The 23,770-nt window shown below is 46.5% G+C and carries 22 protein-coding genes and 1 pseudogene; 13 read left to right on the plus strand and 10 right to left on the minus strand.

The window, feature by feature from the left end; all coding sequences use genetic code 11:
- Position 1: 1 nt before the first annotated feature.
- From Q1A40_RS11670 to rhaB, 5 genes are all read right to left on the minus strand, one after another.
- Positions 2-1,513 carry a sugar ABC transporter ATP-binding protein gene (locus Q1A40_RS11670; RefSeq protein WP_300000273.1) on the minus strand — a complete coding sequence of 504 codons (1,512 nt, stop codon included), beginning with the start codon at positions 1,511-1,513 and terminating at the stop codon, positions 2-4.
- Positions 1,514-1,561: 48 nt separating this feature from the next.
- Positions 1,562-2,548 (minus strand): rhamnose ABC transporter substrate-binding protein, encoded by a 987-nt coding sequence (gene rhaS, locus Q1A40_RS11675; RefSeq protein WP_300000274.1) that lies wholly within the window; start codon positions 2,546-2,548, stop codon positions 1,562-1,564.
- Positions 2,549-2,629: 81 nt separating this feature from the next.
- On the minus strand, positions 2,630-3,460 hold the full coding sequence (gene rhaD, locus Q1A40_RS11680) for a rhamnulose-1-phosphate aldolase (RefSeq protein ID WP_300000275.1): 831 nt from the start codon (positions 3,458-3,460) through the stop codon (positions 2,630-2,632).
- 65 nt (positions 3,461-3,525) lie between these two features.
- Complete coding sequence (locus tag Q1A40_RS11685; protein ID WP_300000276.1) at positions 3,526-4,785, minus strand: L-rhamnose isomerase; 1,260 nt, start codon at positions 4,783-4,785, stop codon at positions 3,526-3,528.
- A complete protein-coding gene (gene rhaB / locus Q1A40_RS11690) occupies positions 4,782-6,251 on the minus strand; it encodes a rhamnulokinase (RefSeq protein WP_300000277.1) in 1,470 nt (489 codons plus the stop codon). Before rhaB ends, Q1A40_RS11685 begins: the two co-directional genes overlap by 4 nt.
- Positions 6,252-6,552: 301 nt before the next feature.
- Between rhaB and rhaS (Q1A40_RS11695) the strand changes: the two genes are divergently transcribed.
- From rhaS (Q1A40_RS11695) to Q1A40_RS11710, 4 genes are all read left to right on the plus strand, one after another.
- Positions 6,553-7,380, plus strand: a complete 828-nt coding sequence (gene rhaS / locus Q1A40_RS11695; protein ID WP_300000278.1) for an HTH-type transcriptional activator RhaS — start codon at positions 6,553-6,555, stop codon at positions 7,378-7,380.
- Between the two features lie 80 nt (positions 7,381-7,460).
- Positions 7,461-8,321 (plus strand): HTH-type transcriptional activator RhaR, encoded by an 861-nt coding sequence (gene rhaR, locus Q1A40_RS11700; protein ID WP_300000279.1) that lies wholly within the window; start codon positions 7,461-7,463, stop codon positions 8,319-8,321.
- A 608-nt stretch (positions 8,322-8,929) separates the two neighbouring features.
- Complete coding sequence (locus Q1A40_RS11705) at positions 8,930-9,118, plus strand: hypothetical protein (RefSeq protein WP_300000280.1); 189 nt, start codon at positions 8,930-8,932, stop codon at positions 9,116-9,118.
- A 119-nt stretch (positions 9,119-9,237) separates the two neighbouring features.
- On the plus strand, positions 9,238-9,702 hold the full coding sequence (locus Q1A40_RS11710; RefSeq protein ID WP_300000281.1) for a hypothetical protein: 465 nt from the start codon (positions 9,238-9,240) through the stop codon (positions 9,700-9,702).
- A gap of 18 nt (positions 9,703-9,720) precedes the next feature.
- On the opposite strand, the gene Q1A40_RS11715 is transcribed toward Q1A40_RS11710, so the two are convergent.
- Positions 9,721-10,149: a hypothetical protein gene (locus Q1A40_RS11715; protein ID WP_300000282.1), complete on the minus strand. Its 429-nt coding sequence runs from the start codon at positions 10,147-10,149 to the stop codon at positions 9,721-9,723.
- An 88-nt stretch (positions 10,150-10,237) separates the two neighbouring features.
- Positions 10,238-10,852 (minus strand): LysE family transporter, encoded by a 615-nt coding sequence (locus Q1A40_RS11720; RefSeq protein WP_300000284.1) that lies wholly within the window; start codon positions 10,850-10,852, stop codon positions 10,238-10,240.
- A gap of 193 nt (positions 10,853-11,045) precedes the next feature.
- On the opposite strand from Q1A40_RS11720, the gene Q1A40_RS11725 reads away from it, so the two are divergent.
- From Q1A40_RS11725 to Q1A40_RS11750, 6 genes and pseudogenes are all read left to right on the plus strand, one after another.
- Positions 11,046-11,966: a LysR family transcriptional regulator gene (locus tag Q1A40_RS11725; RefSeq protein ID WP_300000286.1), complete on the plus strand. Its 921-nt coding sequence runs from the start codon at positions 11,046-11,048 to the stop codon at positions 11,964-11,966.
- Positions 11,967-12,423: 457 nt separating this feature from the next.
- Positions 12,424-13,503, plus strand: a complete 1,080-nt coding sequence (locus Q1A40_RS11730; RefSeq protein WP_300000415.1) for an ABC transporter ATP-binding protein — start codon at positions 12,424-12,426, stop codon at positions 13,501-13,503.
- Positions 13,496-14,125, plus strand: coding sequence for an ABC transporter permease (locus Q1A40_RS11735; protein WP_300000288.1), 630 nt, complete (start codon positions 13,496-13,498; stop codon positions 14,123-14,125). The genes Q1A40_RS11730 and Q1A40_RS11735 overlap by 8 nt, the downstream gene beginning before the upstream one ends.
- Complete coding sequence (locus Q1A40_RS11740; protein ID WP_300000290.1) at positions 14,125-14,793, plus strand: ABC transporter permease; 669 nt, start codon at positions 14,125-14,127, stop codon at positions 14,791-14,793. Before Q1A40_RS11735 ends, Q1A40_RS11740 begins: the two co-directional genes overlap by 1 nt.
- Positions 14,794-14,839: 46 nt before the next feature.
- A complete protein-coding gene (locus Q1A40_RS11745; RefSeq protein ID WP_300000417.1) occupies positions 14,840-15,739 on the plus strand; it encodes an ABC transporter substrate-binding protein in 900 nt (299 codons plus the stop codon).
- 49 nt (positions 15,740-15,788) lie between these two features.
- Positions 15,789-15,968 (plus strand): annotated as a pseudogene (locus Q1A40_RS11750) (LLM class flavin-dependent oxidoreductase); the annotation flags it as partial.
- Between the two features lie 101 nt (positions 15,969-16,069).
- On the opposite strand, the gene fabF reads toward Q1A40_RS11750, so the two are convergent.
- Both fabF and Q1A40_RS11760 read right to left on the minus strand, forming a co-directional pair.
- Entirely contained in the window at positions 16,070-17,347 is a 1,278-nt protein-coding gene (gene fabF / locus Q1A40_RS11755; RefSeq protein WP_300000292.1) for a beta-ketoacyl-ACP synthase II, read from the minus strand.
- Positions 17,344-17,910: a helix-turn-helix domain-containing protein gene (locus Q1A40_RS11760; RefSeq protein WP_300000294.1), complete on the minus strand. Its 567-nt coding sequence runs from the start codon at positions 17,908-17,910 to the stop codon at positions 17,344-17,346. The genes fabF and Q1A40_RS11760 overlap by 4 nt, the downstream gene beginning before the upstream one ends.
- A gap of 261 nt (positions 17,911-18,171) precedes the next feature.
- Between Q1A40_RS11760 and Q1A40_RS11765 the strand changes: the two genes are divergently transcribed.
- Both Q1A40_RS11765 and Q1A40_RS11770 read left to right on the plus strand, forming a co-directional pair.
- Positions 18,172-19,290 carry a methyl-accepting chemotaxis protein gene (locus Q1A40_RS11765; RefSeq protein WP_300000296.1) on the plus strand — a complete coding sequence of 373 codons (1,119 nt, stop codon included), beginning with the start codon at positions 18,172-18,174 and terminating at the stop codon, positions 19,288-19,290.
- A 391-nt stretch (positions 19,291-19,681) separates the two neighbouring features.
- Positions 19,682-21,226, plus strand: coding sequence for a methyl-accepting chemotaxis protein (locus Q1A40_RS11770; protein ID WP_300000298.1), 1,545 nt, complete (start codon positions 19,682-19,684; stop codon positions 21,224-21,226).
- A 97-nt stretch (positions 21,227-21,323) separates the two neighbouring features.
- On the opposite strand, the gene Q1A40_RS11775 is transcribed toward Q1A40_RS11770, so the two are convergent.
- Entirely contained in the window at positions 21,324-22,688 is a 1,365-nt protein-coding gene (locus tag Q1A40_RS11775; RefSeq protein ID WP_300000300.1) for an MFS transporter, read from the minus strand.
- Between the two features lie 130 nt (positions 22,689-22,818).
- Here Q1A40_RS11775 and Q1A40_RS11780 point away from each other — a divergent pair, with 130 nt between their 5' ends.
- Positions 22,819-23,760, plus strand: coding sequence for a LysR substrate-binding domain-containing protein (locus tag Q1A40_RS11780; protein ID WP_300000302.1), 942 nt, complete (start codon positions 22,819-22,821; stop codon positions 23,758-23,760).
- Positions 23,761-23,770 lie beyond the last annotated feature (10 nt).

Consider the following 23,770-nt stretch of genomic DNA (forward strand, 5'->3'; position numbering starts at 1 on the left):
ATTATGCTGCCTCATGTTTTGCGCCGCTGGCCGCGCTGACTATCATCTCTGCGGTGGCTTCACCTGCCTGATACTCCGCCACCATTAGTCCTTCATGCATCACGATAATACGGTCGGACATGCCCATGACTTCCGGTAATTCGGAGGAAACCATAATCACTGCCAGTCCTTGAACCACTAATTCAGACATAAATTGATGAACGGCTGCTTTCGAACCAATATCTATACCTTTTGTTGGCTCATCGAGAATTATCACGTCAGGTTGCGTTGCCAGCCATTTGCCGATCACCACTTTCTGTTGGTTACCGCCAGACAGGGTTTCTACAGGTTGTTGCCAGCTAAAGGCCTTAACCTGTAAACGTCGGGCATATTCTTCTGCCAGTTGCCACTCACGCTCTTTATTTAATACGCCGTCAGGATTAAGACGACTGAGTTGTGGCAGACTGATATTTTGTACTATCGGTAACTGGATAATCGCTCCCTGTTTTTGTCTCTCCTCTGGCACGCAGACAATGCCGGCAGTAATGGCATCTGCTGGCTGACGGAAGCGAAGCGATTTACCCTTGAGCACTATTTCGCCAGACGCCGGCTTTGTGACCCCAGAAAGGGCTTGCATAACCTCGGTACGTCCGGCCCCCACCAGCCCATAAAAGCCGAGAATTTCCCCCTTACGCAGAGAGAACGAGATCTGAGCAAACTCTGTAGGGTGGCAGAGATTTTTTACTTCAAGAATGGTTTCGCCTTGTTCGCAGTGAATTTTGGGGTAAGTCTGTGTTATGGCTCGCCCAACCATCATGGCAACCATCTTCTCTTCACTTATCTCGTTCATCTTACCGGCACCAACAAAGGTGCCGTCACGCAGGATTGTGTAGTGATCGGCCAGTTCAAAAATTTCATCGAATTTATGCGAGATAAACAGAATAGCTTTACCTTCCTGTTTTAAGCGTTCAACAATCTGATAAAACTCCAGAATTTCATGCTGGGAAAGGGCTGCCGTCGGCTCATCGAGAATAACCACTTGAGCCTCAAAAGATAATGCCCGGGCAATAGCGACCATATGGCGCTGGGCAATACTGAGCGTTTTCAGTATCGCGTGTGGGTCTATCTGGACTTCCAGGCGCGTTAAAATGGCCTGCGCGCGACGGTGCATTTCTGGCCAGTTGAGCTTTTTAAACCAGCCCTTATAGAGATACTGACCGACAAAAATATTTTCCGTAACTGACAACTCTTCAAAGAGCACTGTCTCTTGATGGATGGCAGTAACGCCAACTTTATGTGCTGATTCTGGCGTGGGTAAATGAATCGGGATATCTTTATAGAGAATCTCCCCTTCATCGGGCTGGTAAATACCGGTCATTACTTTGACCAGTGTCGATTTACCGGCACCATTTTCACCGATAAGTGCTGTCACTTTTCCGGGGAAGAGTTCAAGTTGCACGTTTTCAAGGGCGCGCACGCCAGGGAAAACCTTCGTTATTCCCTTGAGCTGCAGCAACGGCGTAGATGCTGTCATGATAGTTCTCCGGATAACGCCCTCTCCCGTGGGGAAAGGGCGGGGGGATTAAAAGATTTTTGAGAACTGATCGATGTTGCTGGCATCATAAATAAAGGGTTCGGCCATGGCGCCATTACCTTCTTTATCCAGCTTCAGTTTACCCATACGTCCCATATCTGCTTCCGTCTTTGTCGCAGTCCCTTTCACCAGATCATTGGCTAAATAAGTTGCGGCATAGCCTAAATCGATAGGATTCCAGATGGCGAAGCTTTTGCTTGCGCCGGATTTGACAGCCCCCGCCATTTCAGAAGGCAAACCTAAACCAGTGACATACACCTTGCCGATTTTTCCCTGATCTTTCACTGCCTGAGCTGCAGCAACGATGCCGACAGATGAAGGGGAGACAATAACTTTTAAATCCGGGTAAGTTTTCAGTAAACCCACGGTTTCGCGGTAACTTTTATCTGACAGATCATCACCATAGGCGACAGTGACGAGATTGATTCCAGGATACTTTGGTAACACCTTTTTCATCTCACCAATCCAGATATTTTGGTTGGTTGAGGTGGGGGTGGCGCTCAGAATAGCGACATCACCTTTTTCTGTATTCAGTGTTTTGAGCGCGTCGTCAGCCAGCTTGACGTTGATCTCGCCGATCAGCTCATTATTAGAGGGAGTCAGATGGATCTGACGTCCGGCAGGCGCGACACCGGAATCCCAGGAAACGACTTTGATGCCGCGTTGCATGGCTTTTTTGAGTACTGGAACCAGAGCGTCAGGGTCATTAGCGGAGATAGCAATCGCATCCACCCCCTGAGCAATCAGGCCGTTCAGAACTTCTATTTGTGCTTCAGCTGTGGTGGTCGTTGGCCCGGTATAAATGACTTTGACATCGCCTAACTCTTTAGCCGCTTCCTGAGCACCGACGTTAGCGGCTTCAAAGAAACCATTTCCCAGGGATTTAGCGACCAGAGCAATTTTGACCTCAGCATAAGCTGATGTCGATAATGCGACGGTGATTGCGGTGAGGATCAAGCTTAATTTTGTTTTCATTGCTTTTACTCCACATATTTAAGTGATTTGTAGGGATTACAGGTAAAATTTTGCCCCGCATTAAATACAGGGCGATAAAGATTATTTATAGAGATCTAATGCGGATTGCAGTGGCGTCACGCCGAAGCGTTTACCCAAAGCGATTAACTCTTCTTGCGTAATCGTTTGTTTCATTCCGCCCATTGAGTAGACTTTTACCAATACTTCAGCTGACTTCTCTGCGGTATCGATAAGGCCAAAGGTTTCATCCAGAGTCGGTGCACTGCCGAACACGCCGTGGAACGGCCAGAGCACCAGAGAATGTTTGCGCATCTGCTGTGCGGTTGCCTGACCAATTTCGTCTGTGCCGGGAACCATCCACGGCAGGGTACCGACACCGTCCGGAAAAACCACCAAACATTCAGTACTGCCTTCCCATAGTTTACGGGTGATAAAGTCGCTGTTGTTTTCCAGTACATAGGTCAGGGCAATAAGATTTGTGGCATGGCAGTGCATGATGACCCGATCTTTACCGCCAGTGACGCGGATACGCTCACTGTGGGAAAGAAAATGCGCGGGCAATTCAGAGGTAGGTACTGCATCATTAGTTAATCCCCAGAGAATATGGTATCCCGCTCCATCACTGTCGACCTTGACGACACCAAGACTGGCTACCGGGTCGAGTTGGACATTACGGAAAAATTTACCGGATCCGGTGACGATAAATGAATGATTTGCTAAGACAGGCATTGGCTGGCTAAGAGCAATATAGCGTGGCTCGGCATGAAAATCGGCTTCAAAAGGTGCCAGGTCTGCCTCGTCCAGGCGCAGAGTCAGGTTACCGCCATTGCGTTCATCCCATCCTTTCAGCCAGGCATCGGAAGTCGCTTTAATCATGCCCTGGACGAACCAAGAATTAATGATAGTTTGCATAGTCTGTGGGTCCTGTTAATTCAGTAATAGATCTCTCTTAGCGAGAGGATATTTCTGGCCAGTCGTTATCGACGGTGACGCAGTACGTCATTCTCATAAGTGCGTACTGTGTCTAACCACTGGCTGCCTGTTGGTGTGTTATGACGGTGGCAGTACATTTCCCAGACCGCTTGCCATGGCAGGGATTTCTGCTCTTCCATTAAGGCTAAACGCGCGGTGTAATCACCTTCAGCTTCGAGCTGGCGGAACTGAGCTGTAGGTTCAAGCAGCGCGCGTAATAAGGCTTTTTTCATATTGCGCGTACCAATCACCCAGGCTGCGATACGGTTGATAGAACCATCAAAGAAGTCGAGACCAATATGGACGCGGTCAAACAGGTTATGACGAATAATCTCGCTGGCGATCGCCTGAGTTTCATCATCCAGCAACACCACATGATCGCTATCCCAGCGTACAGGGCGGCTAACGTGGAGCAGTAAACGCGGGACATACAGCATGGCGGCGGAAATCTTGTCAGAAACAATTTCAGTTGGATGAAAATGACCTGCATCCAGACACAATGCGGTCTGACGGCTGGTGGCATATCCCATATAAAACTCATTGGAACCCACGGTATAGCTCTCAGCGCCAATACCGAATAACTTGCTCTCGACGGCATCAATATGGTGTGCCGGATTCAGCTTTTCGCTAATCACTTCATCCAGTGCATTGATCAAACGCTGACGTGGAGCTAAGCGATCGACAGCAATATCTTTCATTCCATCCGGTATCCAGATATTCATTACTGAGGGAGTATTGAGCTGTTCACCGAAGTAGGCCGAGATGCGGCGGCAAGCCTGGCAATGTTCAATCCAGAACTGGCGGATTTCATCATCGATATGTGAGAGGGTAAAGCCATCAGCACTTAGGGGATGTGAGAAACATGATGGGTTAAAATCCAGCCCCAACTGATTTGCTTTAGCCCATTCTACCCAATTCTTAAAATGCTCCGGTTTAATTTTATTACGCGCAACCGGTTCATCAGACTCAAGATAAATGGCATGTAAGTTGAGGCGTTTTGGGCCAGGGATCAGACTGAGTGCCAGTTCGAGATCGGTACGCAGTTCAGCGGGGTTACGTGCTTTACCGGGATAATTACCGGTGACCTGAATACCGCCAGTTAACGCCGCGTTCTGATTTTCAAAACCAGCGACATCATCGCCCTGCCAGCAGTGCATCGACACGGGGAGTTTATCGAGCTGGTGCAGGGCCTGTTCGATATCGACACCAACGGCAGCAAAACGGTGTTTAGCCAGTTCAAAGGCTTGTTCTAATTGGGTGGTCATGCGCAAATCTCCTTGAATCTGCTTGTTCTGTTGAAATCGCGAACATAGCGCGCAATTTCATGATTCGGGTTGGGGGTAAAAGTGACCAGTTTGCTGTTGCTGGTGGTTTGCTGACGGAACTGATTGACGTCAGAAAACTCTCCAAGAGCCATTAATTGCATACCAATATTGCCGAGAGTTGAGGCCTCTACCGGTCCTGCAACCACCTTGATGCCGCAGGCATCAGCGCAAAGCTGGTTAAGCAGAGGGTTCTGACAACCACCACCGACGATATGAAGCTGGCTAAAAGGCGCTCCACGGAGCAAGGCCAGTTCATTCAGGGAATCGGCGTAGAGTAGGGCGAGGCTATCGAAAATACAGCGGGCCAGTGCGGCCGGGCTTAAGGGTATAGGTTGCCCTGTTTCACGACAGGCAGTGACAATTTCATCACTCATGCTGAGAGGATTGATAAAGCGCTCATCATTTGGATTAATCAGAAAATGGCAGGCAGTCAGTTTTTCTGCCTCGGTAATGAGTGCCGGGAGATCGGTTATGTTCTGTTCTTTCAGTACCCGCTGTAATAACCACAACCCCATAATATTCTTCAGTACCCGGAAACGTCCTTCCGCGCCACCTTCATTAGTGATATTCGAACGCAGAGCTTGCTCGCAGGTGTAAGGTGTCTGACTTTCAAAGCCGATGAGTGACCAAGTCCCCGATGAAAGATAGGCGGCATCTTTATCCGTTAATGGAGCGGCAATAACCGCACTGGCCGTATCGTGGCTGGCGACGGCGACCACGGGAATCGACAGACCCTGAGGACTGTTCCAGTGACCAATGACGTTTCCGGGTTGGCTGGGGGTTGCGAGCCAGGAGCGAGGGATACCGGCCCAGTCCAGCAATCTGTTATCCCAGTCGTGGGTTTCAATATTGACCATCTGAGTGGTGGTGGCGTTGGTGTATTCCCAGTTGAGATTACCGGTCAGACGATAACAGAGATAATCCGGGATCATCAGGGCATGGGCGACATCGCCGACCAGGTTTGGCTGTTGTTTAAGCAGCGCCCGGAATTGATAGAGTGTATTAAACGACAGAAACTGAATACCGCTATACCGATAGATCTCGGTTTTACCGAGTTGTTCCAGGGCTTGTGCCATGACTCCCTGAGTACGATTATCCCGATAGGAAACGGGCGGACCGACACGCTGACCTTCGCTATTCAGCAAAACGTAATCAACACCCCAGGTATCAATGCCGATACTGTCTGGCTGAATACCTTCTTCACAGATTTTATTCAGACCGATACGTATTTCCGCTTCCAGTGCATCAATATCCCAACTATCAAAGCCCTGTTGTTTGACCAGATTATTGGCAAAGCGATGAATTTCGCGAAGCGAGAGCGTAGCGTGCCTGGGCTCGAAGTGGCCAAGCATTATACGGCCGCTTGATGCGCCTAAATCGACAGCCACACAATGAATAATGGTCATGGACGGACCTCTGTTAGATTTGTTGAGCATAAGTCTAAGAAAGGGGGGAGAAGGCTGCCTTTTTACTACTGACAGGAAAAAAGAGGGACTGGCAAGAAAACCAAGATGAACATGAGAGAGGTCACAATTTCTCACTATAACGATTGTTATAAGTGGTGTGATGATGACCACAGTTATCAACATTCACCGTTATTTCTTAACAAAAAAACCAATTTAGCATCATTTCAGGACGGAAATTTAAGGTGGGTTTTTATTATCCCTACTACTATCGTGAGAACAATTCTCATTAGGAGGGGCTGTGATGACTGTATTACATAGTGTGGATTTTTTTCCGTCTGGACACTCACCTGTTGCTATTGAGCCTCGACTTCCTCAGGCGGCATTTCCTGAACATAGTCATGATTTTAATGAGATAGTGATTGTGGAACATGGCACAGGAACCCATGTTTTTAATGGTCAGCCTTATACTATCAGCGGCGGAACGGTCTGCTTTATACGCGAGCACGATCGTCATCTATATGAACATACTGATAATTTGTGTCTGACTAATGTGCTTTATCGTTCACCTGACAGATTTCGATTTCTGACAGGATTAAATCAGCTACTTCCTCAGGAACAGGACGGAAGTTACCCTTCGCACTGGCGGGTAAATAAATCAACAATGCAGCAAGTTCTGAAGTTAACCGAGCAGATGGAACAGGCAGAGGATGGTCCGGAAACCCACACGATTGCCAGTAGAGAACTGTTATTTATGCAGTTATTAGTCTCCCTGCGTCAGAGTAGCTTTGTTGAGAGGGCGAGTAATAATACGACCCGGCTGAATCAATTAGTCTTGTGGCTGGAAGATAACTTTGCCGAAGACGTCTGTTGGGAAACGCTGGCGGATAAATTCTCCTTGTCATTGCGTACCTTGCACCGACAGTTAAAACAGCACAGCGGACTTACGCCGCAGCGCTATCTTAACCGTTTACGTCTGATTAAAGCCCGGCACTTGTTACGACACACGGAAGAGACCGTCACCGATATCGCTTATCAGTGTGGGTTTGGTGACAGTAATCATTTTTCAACGTTGTTTCGCCGGGAATTTAACTGGTCACCACGCGATATTCGTCAATGCCGAGATATTTAGCATCAGTAACGTGAAGATAGTCACCATTTTTGATATAAAAAAGTTAATAATAACAAATTGTTCGATGCTGAGGCTGTGCTGTGTCAGAACCCTTGATTCTTCGCAAGAATGCATTTTTTACCAGTGAAAGTCAGGCGGTTGCTGTGCTGGATCGTTATCCACAACATGCATTCGCTGAACATACCCATGAATTTTGCGAACTGGTGCTAGTGTGGCGAGGTAACGGTCTGCATATCCTTAACGATCGTCCCTATCGCATTACCCGGGGCGATCTGTTCTATATTCGTGCTGAAGACAAACACTCTTATGCTTCGGTTAACTCTCTGGTGTTGCAAAATATTATTTATTGCCCTGAGCGACTGAAACTCAATATTGATTGGGCTACTTATATTCCAGGCTTTAGTGATTCCCGTCCGATCCCACATTGGCGGTTAAGTAGCAGTGGCATGACAAGTGCCAGACAGGTGATTACTCAGCTTGAGCATGAGGGACTTAAAGACGATCCTGTTAGCAACAGAATGACAGAATTGCTTTTCGCTCAGTTGGTTATTACTTTCAACAGAAGTCGTTATCTTATTGATAACCCCGATATTAATGAGCAGGAAATGCTGCTGGATAAACTGATTACTACGCTTGCGAGTAGTCTGGCTACAAGCTTTGTGCTGGAAGAATTTTGCATACAGCAGCAGTGCAGTGAACGCGTGCTACGCCAGCAGTTTCGCGAACAGACGGGCATGACAATAAACCAGTATTTACGGCAGTTGCGTATTTGTTATGCACAATATCTGCTACAACATACCCGGCAAATGGTCAGTGATATTGCCATGCAGTGTGGATTTGAGGACAGTAACTACTTTTCTGTGGTATTTAGTCGTGAAGTGGGTATGACCCCTGTGCAATGGCGTACTCTCAGGAACAATGTGAAAAAGGACGAGCGATAAAATGTCGCCAGTCCCATTTGGTGACTGAATTAATAAGAATGATTAATAAATATTAAAATTGGGGGAAATAATATTCTATACCCAAAATAATTCGAGTTGCTTGTAGGCGCCCAGTTCAGCCCGTCGATGAGCATAGATACACTATGTGATTCGGCGGGCTGGACGCAGGCAACACCCAAGCAACTTGAAGTATGACGGGTATATATCTGTTCTTAATTGATTAAATATATTTATTAGTGATGTTTGTTGTTGTTTTTTATAAACTTCCGTGTACAACCTCATCCAACTGAACTGTATCCTAATAGTAGATATCGCAGTCATTCCTGATGAACAGGTAATAAAACAACACAGTATGACTTTCTGTCGTTACTACAAAAACATCTCCATCATCGTAATTTGACAGAATTGCTGGATAAACTCGTGCGACTATTAAAGACGGGATATTTAGTTTATTCCCAAGTAGCCCCACTGATTAACCATATTATTCACGTCGACGATTCACCGATGCTGCAGTTTTTGTTCGTGGGCTGGTATTACGGGTACCAGATAATGGGGGCGAATTGATAACAATTGCACAACAATTGGAACTGAAAGGAATAATAAAAGGTATGCAACAAGATATAGAGCAAAGCACACAGATTAGCGGGCAGCGAGATATGAAGAAGGATATTCAGTTAGACGATCGCCAGGAAAAATGTCAGGTGGCTTATTCTATGTTACAACATGGTATTGATTATGATGTCGTCATGAAGTTAACCGGTCTGAGCATTGAAGAACTGGTGCAACTCGGACAATAAGCGTAATCCTGGGTATTAATCTGGATCTGCGCTTGAGTATTGATGTGACCTATTTACTTTTTATAGAATATGTCTGATCCTGATGACAGTAGATAATCGAATTCTGGTCTGGTGCTACAGTGAAAAAATTTATCATCGCAGTATGTGTTTTAGTCCTTTCCGGGTGCGCTATCCAGAAGCAGCCTATGCCTTTAGCAACTTATCATGATATCAGTTATCGTGATGCTTCTGTTGATCAGTGTGTTGCATTGGGCTTTACGGATTATCAGATGGCTGCGGCAGCCAAGAATTTCAATGCTCAAGACCTAAATAACTGGAGCTATGATCCCAGCCTTTATCAGACTGCTCATGCTGAGTCAGTTAAGCAAATCAGTGTCCAGCCATTGAAAAAGGCCGATTGCGATCGCTTAAATATTGCTACCACACAGCGTCAGTTAAGTAATCAACAGGCCTATCAGCAACAACTATTAGCAGCACAGCAACAGCAAGCCATGAGTCAGTCAATGATGGCGATGGAAAATGCGCGTCCGAGAACCACTTATTGCCATAAATCGGGTAATAATACAGTGTGCAATAGCTACTGAATGGTTCACTCAAAAACCTTAGCGACTGCTGATTGTCTCAATATTAAGATGATGTGAGAGTTCCCTTATTATCAGTAAATAGCTGATGAAGTTCTTATCTTCAGGGAATTCTCCGTCACGTTTTGGGCTGCCGGAAACAACATCTGCGACACGGTTAAACACTCGCTCAATCTCTGTCTGACTTATCTCATTCTCCACTCCAGTTATCTTCATAATCTGTTTCAGATAATCATCGTGACAGGTAAATTCCGGGGCAATATGGTGTAGCTGCGGAGTGGCCTGAAGATGGTCTTCAAATGTAGCTATAGCCATTTCGACTTCATAAGATGAAGGGATATCACGGTGAAAAAACGTCTGTGCAATACTCAGATAGCCGGTCGGTAGCGAGATAGCGGGCTCACTAAACTGTACTGTTTGTTCACCGATAGAAAAAGATGCCTTACTCATATGATCTCATCATTATTCTGATTGTTATGCCTGCTTCATGTTACCACGTGAAAATGGCCAGGTTATACAATCCTCACCTGCCATTGGGCTAAAAAAAGGCCAGCTTAATGGCAAAAACGGCCAGAAAAAGGCCGGCAATCTTTTCCAGCAGAAACATCATTGCGGGTCGGGTGCGAACGCTATCAGCAATCGACAGGGTAATGGTCATCATCATAACGGCGTAGATAACGGTTAATAGCGCCGCGGTTCCGGCCAGGCTGGCAAATGTCAGCACTCCACGGCTATATATCGGGTCGATAAACAGCGGCAGAAACATCATATAGAACAAAATTGGTTTAGGATTAGTCAGTGTGATAGCCATACCCTGTAAAAAAGGTGTTCTTTTACGGCTTACCGGCGGCGGTGCGCTGTGATTTGCTGATTTAAACAGGAGTTGCCCACCAATCCATAATAAATAGGCGGCCCCCAACCATTTCATCGCCAGAAACAGATTAGGTGACGACTCAAGGAGTGTCGCAACGCCGGCAATCGCCAGCCACAGCAAAACCTGATCGCCGACCACGATACCCATCATACAGGCAAGGCCACTATGAAAACCGCCTTTACTGGTACTGGTAATCAGTATCAGATTGCCAGGCCCTGGGATCATTAAGAAAATAATAAATGACAGTACAAATGTTTCATAGTTAATGATGCCCAGCATACTTAACTGTTTCCTTAAACTTATTGTTCTGATGTGAGGTGATAATGGAATGGGAAAAATAGCGCTCGATTTCCGTGGCCTATCATGAAAATTCGCCTTATATCTGACAACCGAAAAGAGTGATATATTTGATTCATCTATGAAGGATTTCGATTTGTCATACTGGTTAACATTCACTAACTGACTTAAAAACATGTCAAAAATTAAACTCAATCAACTGGAGATGTTGATTGCAGTCGTTGAAAACAAGGGGTTCAGTGCAGCCGCTGCGGTATTAGGCTGTACTCAGTCACGTATCAGTCATGCTATTGTCGAACTGGAACAGCATCTTAATACGCGCTTATTGCATCGTTCCCGTACAGGTTGTGAGCCAACTCCTGCTGGGGCTCGAATAGTAAAAGATGCACACAAAGTGATGCATTTTATTGACAATATCGAACAAATAGCGGCAGAAACCCCACAAATTACCGGGCGTATCAGAGTCGCCTGTTTCCGGAGTGCCACGGCTTATATTCTTCCTCCTTGTCTGGAAGCGCTAGCCAAATCCTGGCCGGATATCCATCTGGATATTGATGATACGGCAACAGAATATCACCATATTGATGAGGCCGTTGCCTCGGGAAGAGCAGATATAGGCCTGACTATTCATGGCCAGCTCCCTGATATTCATAGTGTTCCCTATGTGAGCGATGCCTATGTCTTACTGGTGCCGAAAACATTTCGCCTGACATCACCTTTTAGCTGGCGGCAACTGGAAAATTTGTCTTTTATCCAGCCGAATGCGAATACACAGACCGAGATTATTGAACGTTGCCGGGAGATGGGATTACGTCATGAAGTCAGGCATAAACTTGCCAGTGACAGTGGTATTGTCGGGTGGGTTAATCAGGGGATTGGGTTTTCAATTATTCCTTGGTTATCTGTGTTACCGGTACCTGAAAATATCCGTGTTTTGGAGTTGCCTCAACCCTTACGGCGTCATTTATTTATTATTACCCGTATGGATAATCGCCATGATCGTATCATTTCAATCTTCACTAATTTTCTACGGGATAAAGCGCTGATCCGTACGACAGGCGTCTGGCGCTCTGGGATGTTAACGTTTGATTATTGAATCAATCCGGCGATGTTTTAATATCCCCCTCATACTTCAAGTGACAGGTGAGTTGGCTGCGATCGCTCACCCGAATCCATGATTTTCTTCGCTTATCGATATTCGTTCTCTTGCTGTGTAACGAGTCTCATCAATGCGTCTCACCCTTGCGGGGCAAGGCTTGGCGTTGTTCAAAATGTTCTGTAATTTGAATTGTTTTAGCTGTAGTAAAAATGATTATCTTTTCAGAAAGCTATTTTTATTTGTTAAATACCTCTCTTTTTTTATCTCATCTCACCTTCATATATTCTGTTTAATATTAGTTACATTTCTCTCTGACATTCAGAATTATGTACCAAGGTTGATAGCAATTTTCCATCTATGCTTACCACTATGATGAATTTGCTGGCACAATGGCCTTTGCCATATTGGCTGGAATAAGTATCAGTTGTGCAGCATCAGGAAGTGTAAGTTGATTATGATTAGACTGGAAAACATTAAAAAGACCTACCCGGGCAATGCACAACATGCCATTAATGCTCTCAGTATGAGCGTCAATGAGGGAGAGTTTTGTACCTTTGTTGGTCCTAGTGGCTGCGGTAAAACCACCACATTACGTATGATTAATCAGCTGGATGTACCTGACAGTGGTGAAGTCTACATCCAGGGACAAGCCCTGTCCGGCGCAGATATTATCCAGGTGCGGCGAAAAATTGGCTTTGTGATGCAAAGCCCGGCGTTATTTCCTCATCGCACGGTCGCGGAAAATATTGCCACCGTACCACGGCTGCTGGGCTGGGATAAGCATGCTATTAGCGCACGGATTGATGAGTTAGTGGCGTTGATGTCACTGGATCCAATGGTACTGAAACGCTACCCACATCAGTTATCCGGTGGGCAACAAAGCCGGGTATCTATTGCCCGAGCGCTGGCTGCTGATCCTCCTATTTTATTAATGGATGAACCCTTTGCCGCTATCGATCCTGTGGTACGCGATAAGCTACAAGGTGACATGTTAGAGCTGCAGAGTCGGTTACATAAAACCATTATTCTGGTTACCCATGATATCAATGAAGCTATTCGTCTCGGTGACAGAATAGCTATTTTTCAGCAAGGTGGACGGCTGGCCCAGTTTGATACGCCGGATAATATTTTAGCCCATCCCGCCAGTGACTTTGTCCGTGATTTTATCGGACCTGAACCTAATTTGAAGCGACTTGGTATGATGCGAGTCAGCGATCTGCCGCGCCATGATGTGTTGCTGTTAGACCAGGATGAGAAGCCTCTGGCAGGGGAGTATTCATTGCTCTCACAACCCTACGCATTGGTATTGGACGAAGAAAGTCGTCCCCTGTACTGGCTCGACAATGGGCATTTAGTCCCGGTACGTATTGCCGAAGAACATCAGTCACTACGTCAGGTGTACAGTGATTTACTGGATGTGCCACTGGGGGTGTTGGTACGGGTCACTATGCAAGGACAGTATGCCGGAACTATCGATAGTCGCTTGCTAAGTGATGCACTTAACCATCATCAGGAGTCATCTCATCATGATTGACTGGGCATGGAGTCTCGATAACGCCTCGATGATAATCGAGCTTACACTTCAACACTTGCAGATGGTGGTACTCTCACTGGCATTAGGCACAGTATTCACTGCGTTGATGCTATTGCTGGCTATTATTTGGCCTGCGTTATCTAATCCATTAATGACCTTAAGCAGTGTGTTATTCACCGTTCCCTCGCTGGCGCTGTTTATTCTGCTACTGCCATGGACCGGCCTGTCGATGACCACTTCGGTGATTGGCCTGACGCTTTACTCGTTGCTTATTTTACTGCGTAACGTACTGGCAGGTTTGCAAAAACTGCCTGTTGAGGTGCTGGAATCAGCGCGCGCGCTGGGCTACACCCGATTTGGCCGTTTTATCGATATTGAAATTTTTCTTATTCTCCCGGCGCTATTTGCCGGGCTACGCATTGCCTCTGTTACCCTGGTAGGGCTGGTGATTGTCACGGCGTTAATCGGACAAGGAGGATTAGGCCAGCTGATGATCCTCGGATTTAATCAGAATTTCCTTACCCCTATTTTTATTAGCCTGGGGTTAAGTCTGCTGTTATCACTGCTGTTTGACCTGGTGATAACCCGAGTGGGTTATCACTTGACAGGGTGGACACACTGATGGGAATACTCAATGATACTTGGCTCTGGTTCTTGGACGGCAGTCACTGGACAGGTGATCTCGGTCTGATCGTGCGTGTTTTCCAGCATCTCTATTATGTGCTGGTGAGCCTGATTATCGCTTTTCTGATTGCTCAACCAGTGGGAATTTTATTTGGTTATTTAAAGCGCGGCGGTTTTATCGTCATTAATTTGTTTAATATTGGTCAGGCTTTTCCTTCACTGGGCATTATTTTATTGTGCATCATGCTTTTTGGCTTTAACGATGCCCCGGTATTTATTGCGCTGGTTGCTCTCTCTATCCCCCCCATGTTAACCAATACCTATGTCGGCATTAGCCATGCGGATCAAACCTTATGTGATGCCGCCAAGGCTATGGGCATGACGCCTTTGCAAAGTTTGATAAAAGTGCGAATTCCTCTGGCAATGCCACTAATTTTTGCCGGTGTGCGTACCGCACTCTTACAGCTGATTGCGACTGCGGTCGTCGCGGCCTATGCTGGTTTAGATGGATTGGGGCGTTTTCTTATTGATGGCTTGGGTCAGCGTGATTATCCCCAGGTTATAGCAGGATCCATTGTTATCTCACTCCTGGCGATAGGTTGTGAGCTTCTAATGGCCGGACTGGCAAAGCGCTGGCTGGCTATTTCAACCCCGACTGCAGGCTAATGGCTGCAACTACATAATGTAATCATAATCAAAAGAGAAGCAGATGATGACAATAAAAAATGGGTTATTCACGAAATACCAAGGCATTCGAATGACGCTGCTGGCACTCAGTTTAGCGAGCGCCAGTTTTGCTGCACAGGCTGAAACGGTCACTATTGGAGGCGCTAACTACTCTGAACAAACGGTTCTGGCTAATATCTATGCCAGTGCTTTGCGTCAGGAAGGGATTGATGTAAAAACACGTCTGAACCTTGGAAATCGTGAAATCATTATTCCGGCGCTTCAGTCAGGTGAACTGGATGTCGTGCCTGAATATATCGGTGCGTTGCTGAATTATTACCAGGGTGGCAGTGAGTCGACCACACAGAAACAAGTTACTGATGAACTGGTCGGCGTATTACCGGAAGATTTAGTATTGCTGGAAACCTCTCCTGGTGGTTCGATTACTGCCTGGGCTGTTCGTGAAGAGACAGCAAAAAAATACAATCTGAAAACGCTGTCAGACTTGGCTAAAGTCGCGCCTGAACTGACAGTTGGTGGTCCGCCTGAAGTGGCTGTTCGTGCTCTGGGATTACCTGGCCTTGAGCGTGTCTACGGCATTAAATTTAAAGCCTTTAAGTCGCTGGATATTGGTGGGCCCTTGAGCCGTTTGGCGCTGAATTCAGGTAAAATTGATGTCGCGACGATAGTCTCAACCCAGGGGAATTTAGTGAAAGAGAAGTGGGTCGTTCTGGAAGACGATAAGAATGAACAGCCGGCGCAAAATGTCGTGCCACTGATTCACAAGGGCGCTATTTCTCCTAAAGCAGAGCAGGTTCTGAATAATATTTCGTCCAAAATTACCACCCAGGATATTATTAATCTTAATAAAGAGGTTGATGTCGACAGAAAAGATCCGGCTAAAGTGGCGGAGCAGTGGGTAAAAGAGAAACTGGCAGCAAAATAGTCATATGTCATGTCAGGAGTGCTGTTATTTCTCTTATGAGTATTCCGATATGACTCAACATACTGCCATTTTTAATCTGTTCTTCTTTAATCTGTTCTTCTTTAATCCCCAAGGGGATTATCGTTTCTCCTGGCGTTACCCTGTGGCGCCGGGGAAAGCGATTTTTACCCTTAAATACTACGCTGACCCGGCACGCAGAGCAGAAGCTGTAACGCGCAATAATATTTTTCAATCTTTGAAAGACCAAACCTCACGAACCGACAGCAAACGCATTAAAAGTACTAATCATAGTTACAGACCGCATCTTTATCCGATACGGTCTGCGAATCATTACTCCTCCCAGCGTTTCAGTAACAGGCTGGCATTGACGCCACCAAACCCGAAACCATTCGACAGGGCATAACGCATGGCCAGCGGCTGTGGTTGCAGGGCGATTAAATTTAACCCTGCGGCATCGGGGTCCGGGTTATGCAGGTTGAGCGTCGGGGGCACAATCTGCTCACGTAGCGCCTGAACAGTAAAAATAGCTTCGACTCCTCCGGCTGCTCCTAACAAGTGGCCTGTTGCTGATTTTGTTGATGATATAGCGACCGGGTGCTGACCAAAAAGCGCTCTGATTGCAGCCAATTCGCCTTTATCACCCACTTGAGTGGATGTGGCATGGGCATTGATATGCTGGATCTCTGTCACCGCGATCCCCGCCTGGAGGATTGCGGTTTCCATTGCTCGTCTTGCGCCATTACCATCTTCCGGGCCCGCGGTCAGATGATAAGCATCTGCGCTAGTGCCATAGCCAACCAATTCAGCCAGAGGCGTTGCCCCCCGAGCCTGGGCGTGCTCCAGCGACTCAATGACCAGTAATCCTGCTCCTTCTCCCATCACAAAGCCATCACGGCTGCTATCGAAAGGGCGTGACGCGGTTTCAGGATTATCATTAAACTCTGAAGAAAGGGCTCTGGCTGCGGCAAATCCAGCCAGGCTAACCCGGTGGATAGCGGCTTCTGCTCCCCCACATACGGCGATATCAGCTTCACCACTGCGGATAATACGAGCGGCATCACCAATAGCCTGCGCTCCAGCGGCACAAGCGGTAACCGGAGCGCCAATCGGACCACGAAAACCATGGGCAATAGAGACATGACCGGCGGCTAAATTAGCGAGGAAAGAAGGGATGGTAAAGGGGGATAAGCGGCGCGGTCCGCGCTCATCAGTAGTATGTACCGCATTGGCTATCTCATTAAATCCCCCAATACCTGTGGCAATTACGGTTGCGGTTCGTTCTTTTTGTTCTTGAGTTTTCGGCTCCCAGCCTGCATGAGCAAGGGCCTCTTTAGCTGCGACTAAAGCAAACTCAATAAAACGATCCATCTTTTTACGTTCCTTCGCAGGGATAGCCACCAGCGGGTCAAAACCATGTTCTGGATCTTGTTCAATATCCGGCACTTGTCCGGCAACTTTACAGCCAATGCCTGCAACAACCTCTTCATCAAGGCGTGAAATACCAGACTTACCTGCGAGCAGTGACTGCCAGACGTGGGATATACCGCAACCTAATGGACTGACGATTCCCATTCCGGTGATAACGATACGTTTAGCTGAATGATTCATCGTTTATTTCCTGATGTTTGTGGTGTAACAGGCTCTTGGGAGCCTGGCATAAATTTTTCATTACTTTCGCCATTACGCTTACGGACTAAGTATTCATGGCGATAGTGAATTATCGGGGCCGCTGCTGGACCTGGGATCAGACTGTATTTGGTTGAGGTAATGGCTTCTCCGGTCTGTTTATCGACCATAACCGTTTCCACCGGACGTTGGGTGGCGGTTTCCACTAACTGCATTTGCGCACCTTCTGGCGAAAAGTGCTGATTGCCCCATTGTAGTAGGGCCATCAGAACCGGGCGAAAATCGCGTCCCAGAGGAGTGAGGTGATATTCATAGCGCGGCGGCGTTGTGCTGTAACACTGTTTTTCTAACAGGCCGTCATCCACAAGATCTTTTAGCCGACGAGAAAGGATATTAGGTGCGATGGTACTGTTTTTTTGAAATTCATCGAAACGCGTAAAACCGGCAAAGGCATCACGCAGAATAATAATGCTCCAGCTATCACCGATGCGCCCAAGACTGCGCGCGATAGGACAAGGTGCATGGTACAGGGGTTCATTTTTCATGGTTAGTTGAAGATTAAAGGGAGATCCAGACTGACATTGACATAGTGACTATCAAAATGCAAGTAAATAGACGTCAGATATTTTTCCGCGCTAAGCGGATGCGGATGGAAGCACCGTTGATTTTTTATTTCATCAAAGCGTGCAAAAATCCCATTTAACCTTGTTATGGAAACATATTATGTTAATTTTTATTCAGTGTTGGATTTTATGTGAAAAATTGACCATAACTATATAAATGTTAAATAAGGCCAAGGATGAGTTATGCTTAAAAATGCCAGCATTAGAAACGTCATTATTTTATTTATGGTGTGTTCTTTTTTACTCATTGATGTATTGGTTTTTTTTATGGGGGTAAGTACTTCAGTCTTATTAGTGCTTAATATCTCCTGGGGCATTTTGACTATCAGTCTCTGGACATATATGACCCTGTATCTTGTTAGGCCCATTAATGAAGTTAAAAAAAATATCGATGAGATTGGTTCAGGGAACTTATCGATTCATATCGCTGAATTTGGTAATAATTGTGCAGGGCGTCTCATTCCCGGCATCAATAAACTTTCATCTGAAATAACCAATCTGGTTCTGGATATCCGCCAGTCCTCACTCTCTGCAAAGCATTTGTCGAATAATTTGGTGACCCAAAGTGCCAGTTTGTCGGTAAAAACAGAGCAGCAATCAGCGATGCTCATCGAGACGGCTGCCAGCATGGAACAGATTTCTGTGAGTACCAAAAATAATGCTGAAAATACCCGGATACTGAGTGAAATAACCGTTAGCGCTCATCATTGGGCAGATCATGGTAGCCATTTAATGCAGAAATTAACCAGTAATATGGCTTCGATTACCGGATGCGCTAATAAGATGAAGGAAATTATTACTGTTATTGATAACATTGCTTTTCAAACCAATATCCTGGCACTAAATGCCGCCGTGGAAGCCGCCAGAGCCGGTGAACAGGGTAAGGGTTTTGCCGTTGTTGCTGGTGAAGTCCGTAACTTGGCTCACCAAAGTGCGGCATCCGCAAAAAACATCAAATCGTTAATTGAAACGACCAGCCAGAATGTCATGCAGGGAGTCAGTCTGGTAACCGAGGCTGAGAAAAATATGCAGGATATTGTTTCTGGATCGACAAATATTGAAGAACTTATGGAACATATTTTCCTCTCTACTGCAGAACAGGAGAAAGGTATTCATCAAATAGCGATTGCCTTATCGGAATTGGAAAAAGTGACTCAAAGCAATATCTCCGTGGCTGAAGAATTAGCCAGCTCTGCCGATGTACTGAATAATCAGGTTCTTGGGTTACAAAAAAGAACCAGCAACTTGCGACTGGAAGGGCATGATGAGTACAACATTCACCTGGAAGTGATAAAACCATAATATCAGTTTAACTTATTACTGCTCTGTGTTCGGACAACATCCGAATGATTTAATGAGTCGTGTTTTGTTTTTGTTTTTGCAATGACAGTGAGACATTTATCACGTAAATCGCGCTTTAAATTCATTATCCGAAATAAAAAATATTTATTTTTATTTATACCTACAGAAAATGAACTCATATCCGATACCCGTATAAGCAGGCCCATCAATATATCCGCCACAGTTCAAGTTGTCTGGGTGTTGCTTGCGTCCCCCGCCGAATCACATAGTTTGTCTATGCTCATCGACGGGCTGAACTGGGCACTTACAGGCAACTCGAATTATTTAGGGTATATATCACCCATAATAACCGGTTTTTCTGGTTTGGTTGATGTCACAATAAGGAAAATGAATGAAATTCAGTAATATGCGGGTAGGTGTAAGACTTAATACAGGTTTTTTGCTGATATTAGCCTTGATGATTCTGATGGGCGTTAGCGCTGTTTGGTTTAGCCGGGAAAATGTCAGTGACGTCAATGAACTCGTAGAGAAGCATTTAGTTAAAGAACGCTTAACCGCACAGTGGCTGGCACAGATTGATAAAAATAATGGCATAACCATCGCCGCAATGGCGACAGAAGGAGCGCCATTACGCCAAAAACTGATGTTGCAAATTGCAAAAAATAGTATGGATACTGCGCAAATTCAGGAACAAATGGTTGCACTGGTTGAACATGAAGAAGGGAAAAAACTGCTCAGCGCTATTGCCTCTATACGTGAAAAATACCTGATGACCCGTAACGAGGGGGTGGTATTAGCGGGTAGTGGTGAGCATGACGTTATTGAAGATTTTATCTGGAATAAAATGATTCCTGTGAGCGATGAGTATCGTCAGGCATTACGTAACTTGCTCAGTTTTCAAGAGTCACTGATGAATAAGACGCATGATGAAATTAAAAATACATCACATAACAACGAATTAGCGATGTTATTTTTGATTGTACTTGGTGTGGGAGGGGGATTAATTATCTCCTGGGTTATTACTCGCAGTATTACCCGACCATTAAAAGAAGCGGTAACGGTTGCCAGTCGGGTTGCTCATGGCGATCTCACGACTGAAGTCATTGTTCATTCTCGTGATGAGCTGGGTCAGCTGATGCTCTCCCTGAAAGAGATGGTAAACGCTCTGGCGAGCACGGTAAAAAATGTTAGCTCAGGTGCCGAAAATATTGCGATGGCTGCTGACGAGATAGATGCGGGGAACCAGGATTTAGCTTCACGTACCGAAGAACAGGCCGCCAGCGTGGAGCAAACTGCAGCCACCCTTGAGCAGTTAACTTCAACGATTCAAAGTACTGCAAGTAATGCACGCCTGGTCAACGAACTGTTTACTGAATCAGGCAAAATGGTCAAAGCCAACAGTGAGCGAATGCACAGTGTGGCCTCTGCGATGGGAGAAATCCACAGCGGTGCACAAAAGATGACGGATATTATTACCGCTATTGAAGGTATTGCTTTCCAGACCAATATACTGGCGCTGAACGCTGCGGTTGAGGCTGCCCGTGCTGGTGAACAAGGCCGTGGTTTTGCAGTTGTTGCTGGAGAGGTCAGAACCCTGGCCCAGAGAAGCTCAGGTGCTGCGAAAGAGATCCGCGAGATTATTGGTGCTTCTGTGGGTAAAATTACTCAAGGCCGTGGCCTGGTTAGCCAGGCAGATAGCGGTATGCAGGAAATCGTGGTAAATGTCGCCCGGGTACAAGAACTGGTGGATGAAATTGCGCGTGCCAGCCATGAACAAAGCGATGGTATTGAACAAATTAATGCCGCAATGGGACAGATTGATACCACCACCCAACAGAATGCTTCATTAGTTGAAGAGTCTTCTGCTGCCAGTGGTTCTCTGAAAGAGCAATCCAGCCTGCTGCTGGAAAGCGTTCGGGTATTCACCCTGAAGTGAGACTAATTATTGCTTTTGGCTGCTAACCACAAAGAAGGAAAAACGTTTTTTCCTTCTTTAGTCAGCAATCTGAGGGGGCATAACAATGCCCCGTTGATTATTTCTTGTCGGCATATTTTTTATCGGCACATAGTGCAACCAGCATACCGCCAAATGCCAAAGCGCTTAATAGCGAAAATGTGTCGCTCCAGTCAGTGATATCAGGCTCCTCCCCGAGAAACAGAGAGATAACCGCCAGAGCCATTGCCCCTGCAATATACTGACTGGTAATGATCAGTGCGCTGGCACGTCCTTGCTGTGGTAAAGGAACGTTCTTCAGACCGACTGCAAACATGGCTGGGAAAATAACGCCGTGCCCGATGCCACTCAATATGATTCCGGTAATAAAACCGACTGATAGTGGGTCGTCCGGCGTCACCGACAGTAATTTTAGTCCCAGACCGGCAGCGGCAAATCCGCACATCAGTAACTGACCGCTGGAAAAATATTTACTCAGTTGGGTATAGATAAGGTTGCCAGTCACAATAAGCAGGGCCAGTGGTGTAAACAACAGACCGGTCGTTACTGCATCCCATTGTAATGTTTGCTGCCACAACAAGGTCATGGCATAAAACTGACTGCCAACACTTGCCATATAAAAAGCGCTGCTGAGCCAGCCGATTCGCAAACCGGGTATCTCACGAATAGCCTGCGGCAGCAGAGGCTGCGCTGTAAAACGCTCATGTAAAATAAACAGTATCAGCATTGCTGCGGCAATTTGGTTTGCGAGAAAATCCATGGTACCTGTTTCGGCATAGCGCATCATTGCCCAGACCAGCGCCCCGGCAGCGCCGCAACCCACCAGGGCAGCAATACCCGCGGACGGTGAAGCCCTGTCCGGGCGCTGTTGCAGGTAATGTTTACGTACTAACCAGAGCGCAATCAGACCCGGGGGAAGATTGATAAAGAAAATTGTGCGCCAGCTGATAGCTGTCAGCAATCCACCGAGCATAACTCCGGATATCAGTCCCAGGGTTCCGATAGCACTCCAAATTGCCAGTGCCCGGTTATGTGACTTACCGTGAAAACGTTGTGCCAGCAAGGCCATCACAGCGGGTTGTAGCATGGCTGCAGCCAGCCCCTGGCCTCCTCGGGCAATGAGTAATAATGAACCGCCAGATGCCAGGCCTCCGAGCGCTGATGCCAGTAAAAAACCCGCCATACCGAGACTGAATACGCGCCGTGCTCCGAATTTGTCACACAGGCTACCACCCATTAACAATAATGCTGCAAAACTCAATCCATAAAGAGAGATCACCCACTGCATTTCGCTGACGGAGAGGGTTAGCTGGTGTGCGATCGTAGGAAGTGCAATATAAACAATCGCGTAATCCAGTGCGATAAGCGCCTGGGCAATACAAGGAGCCAGCAGTGCCAAATAACGAACAGAAGAGGTCGATGTTAAGGTATCGGTTTGTGTCACAGAGCACTTCCTGTTAATAATATATGATGAGATTTATTCATCTTGTTTTGATGATGTAAAACAGACTACGTCTTATTAATACTGCAAATCAAAGTCATATAATTCAGCAATAGATGAGATTAATTCAGCTATGAAACAGCAGCGATTACCCCCATTGACGGCGATCCGTGCTTTTGATGCGGTAGCCCGACACGCCAGTTTTAAACTGGCTGCCGAAGAAATTGGCGTCACGGCAACGGCTATCAGTCATCAAATTCGGGTGCTGGAGGAGTCACTGAATCAGCGGTTATTTATTCGTTCAGCGCGTGGCGTCACGCTGACTCGTGCGGGGGAAGTTCTCTTTAGGGCATCGGGCAATATCTTTACCACCTTGCGCGAAGCGATAGACGTAATACAGGCACCCAAATCGTCCTCGACGCTTACGTTGAGTACGACCTCGAATTTTTTAACTCACTGGCTGGTGCCCCGTTTATCGTCGTTACATCAGCAATATGCCAATCTGGAACTCCGTTTGCATAGTAGTACCGATTTAGCGGATGTGCGTGGCACTGTGGCGGATTGTGCTATCCGTTACAGTATGCAAGCTGATAAAGGTCTCGACAGTACTTTGCTGTATCAGGACCGTTTTGTGCTGGTAGCCAGTCCACAACTTCGTCTGAACGTACCTGACGATCTCGCGGGGCTGACCTTGTTTCATATTGAAAATCGTCATATCCCGACATCTGAGCCGAGCTGGGAACACTGGAAGATGGCCTTTGGTCCGGCGCATCTGGCGCTGCAGTCAGGTATTCGTTTTGATGATGAGACCCACGCTATACATGCCGCGATAGCCGGGCAGGGGGTACTGTTGGCCAGTGAGTTACTGATTCAGGATGCGCTGGAGCAAGGATTGCTGCGAATTGCCCTTCCTGGAAGCCTGCCGGGGGGGAATTACTATTTTGTCACCAGCCAGCAGAAAGCAGACAGAGAAGATATCCGGCAGATTAAACGCTGGCTGCAACAGGAATTTAATATGATTAATCAGGCAGCAGTGAAGGGTACAGAGATGAACTTGCACCCTTTAATCGTTTGAGGAGGCTGGT

The organism is uncultured Cedecea sp., assembly GCF_947498825.1.
GTDB lineage: Bacteria > Pseudomonadota > Gammaproteobacteria > Enterobacterales > Enterobacteriaceae > JGM124.

Excerpts from the sequence above, each read along its gene's own strand:
- Q1A40_RS11670 (WP_300000273.1), bottom strand. The coding sequence starts at position 1,513 with ATGACAGCATCTACGCCGTTGCTGCAGCTCAAGGGAATAACGAAGGTT.
- rhaS (WP_300000274.1), bottom strand. The coding sequence starts at position 2,548 with ATGAAAACAAAATTAAGCTTGATCCTCACCGCAATCACCGTCGCATTA.
- rhaD (WP_300000275.1), bottom strand. The coding sequence starts at position 3,460 with ATGCAAACTATCATTAATTCTTGGTTCGTCCAGGGCATGATTAAAGCG.
- Q1A40_RS11685 (WP_300000276.1), bottom strand. The coding sequence starts at position 4,785 with ATGACCACCCAATTAGAACAAGCCTTTGAACTGGCTAAACACCGTTTT.
- rhaB (WP_300000277.1), bottom strand. The coding sequence starts at position 6,251 with ATGACCATTATTCATTGTGTGGCTGTCGATTTAGGCGCATCAAGCGGC.
- rhaS (WP_300000278.1), top strand. The coding sequence starts at position 6,553 with ATGACTGTATTACATAGTGTGGATTTTTTTCCGTCTGGACACTCACCT.
- Q1A40_RS11705 (WP_300000280.1), top strand. The coding sequence starts at position 8,930 with ATGCAACAAGATATAGAGCAAAGCACACAGATTAGCGGGCAGCGAGAT.
- Q1A40_RS11715 (WP_300000282.1), bottom strand. The coding sequence starts at position 10,149 with ATGAGTAAGGCATCTTTTTCTATCGGTGAACAAACAGTACAGTTTAGT.
- Q1A40_RS11720 (WP_300000284.1), bottom strand. The coding sequence starts at position 10,852 with ATGCTGGGCATCATTAACTATGAAACATTTGTACTGTCATTTATTATT.
- Q1A40_RS11725 (WP_300000286.1), top strand. The coding sequence starts at position 11,046 with ATGTCAAAAATTAAACTCAATCAACTGGAGATGTTGATTGCAGTCGTT.
- Q1A40_RS11730 (WP_300000415.1), top strand. The coding sequence starts at position 12,424 with ATGATTAGACTGGAAAACATTAAAAAGACCTACCCGGGCAATGCACAA.
- Q1A40_RS11735 (WP_300000288.1), top strand. The coding sequence starts at position 13,496 with ATGATTGACTGGGCATGGAGTCTCGATAACGCCTCGATGATAATCGAG.
- Q1A40_RS11740 (WP_300000290.1), top strand. The coding sequence starts at position 14,125 with ATGGGAATACTCAATGATACTTGGCTCTGGTTCTTGGACGGCAGTCAC.
- Q1A40_RS11745 (WP_300000417.1), top strand. The coding sequence starts at position 14,840 with ATGACAATAAAAAATGGGTTATTCACGAAATACCAAGGCATTCGAATG.
- fabF (WP_300000292.1), bottom strand. The coding sequence starts at position 17,347 with ATGAATCATTCAGCTAAACGTATCGTTATCACCGGAATGGGAATCGTC.
- Q1A40_RS11760 (WP_300000294.1), bottom strand. The coding sequence starts at position 17,910 with ATGAAAAATGAACCCCTGTACCATGCACCTTGTCCTATCGCGCGCAGT.
- Q1A40_RS11765 (WP_300000296.1), top strand. The coding sequence starts at position 18,172 with ATGCTTAAAAATGCCAGCATTAGAAACGTCATTATTTTATTTATGGTG.
- Q1A40_RS11770 (WP_300000298.1), top strand. The coding sequence starts at position 19,682 with ATGAAATTCAGTAATATGCGGGTAGGTGTAAGACTTAATACAGGTTTT.
- Q1A40_RS11780 (WP_300000302.1), top strand. The coding sequence starts at position 22,819 with ATGAAACAGCAGCGATTACCCCCATTGACGGCGATCCGTGCTTTTGAT.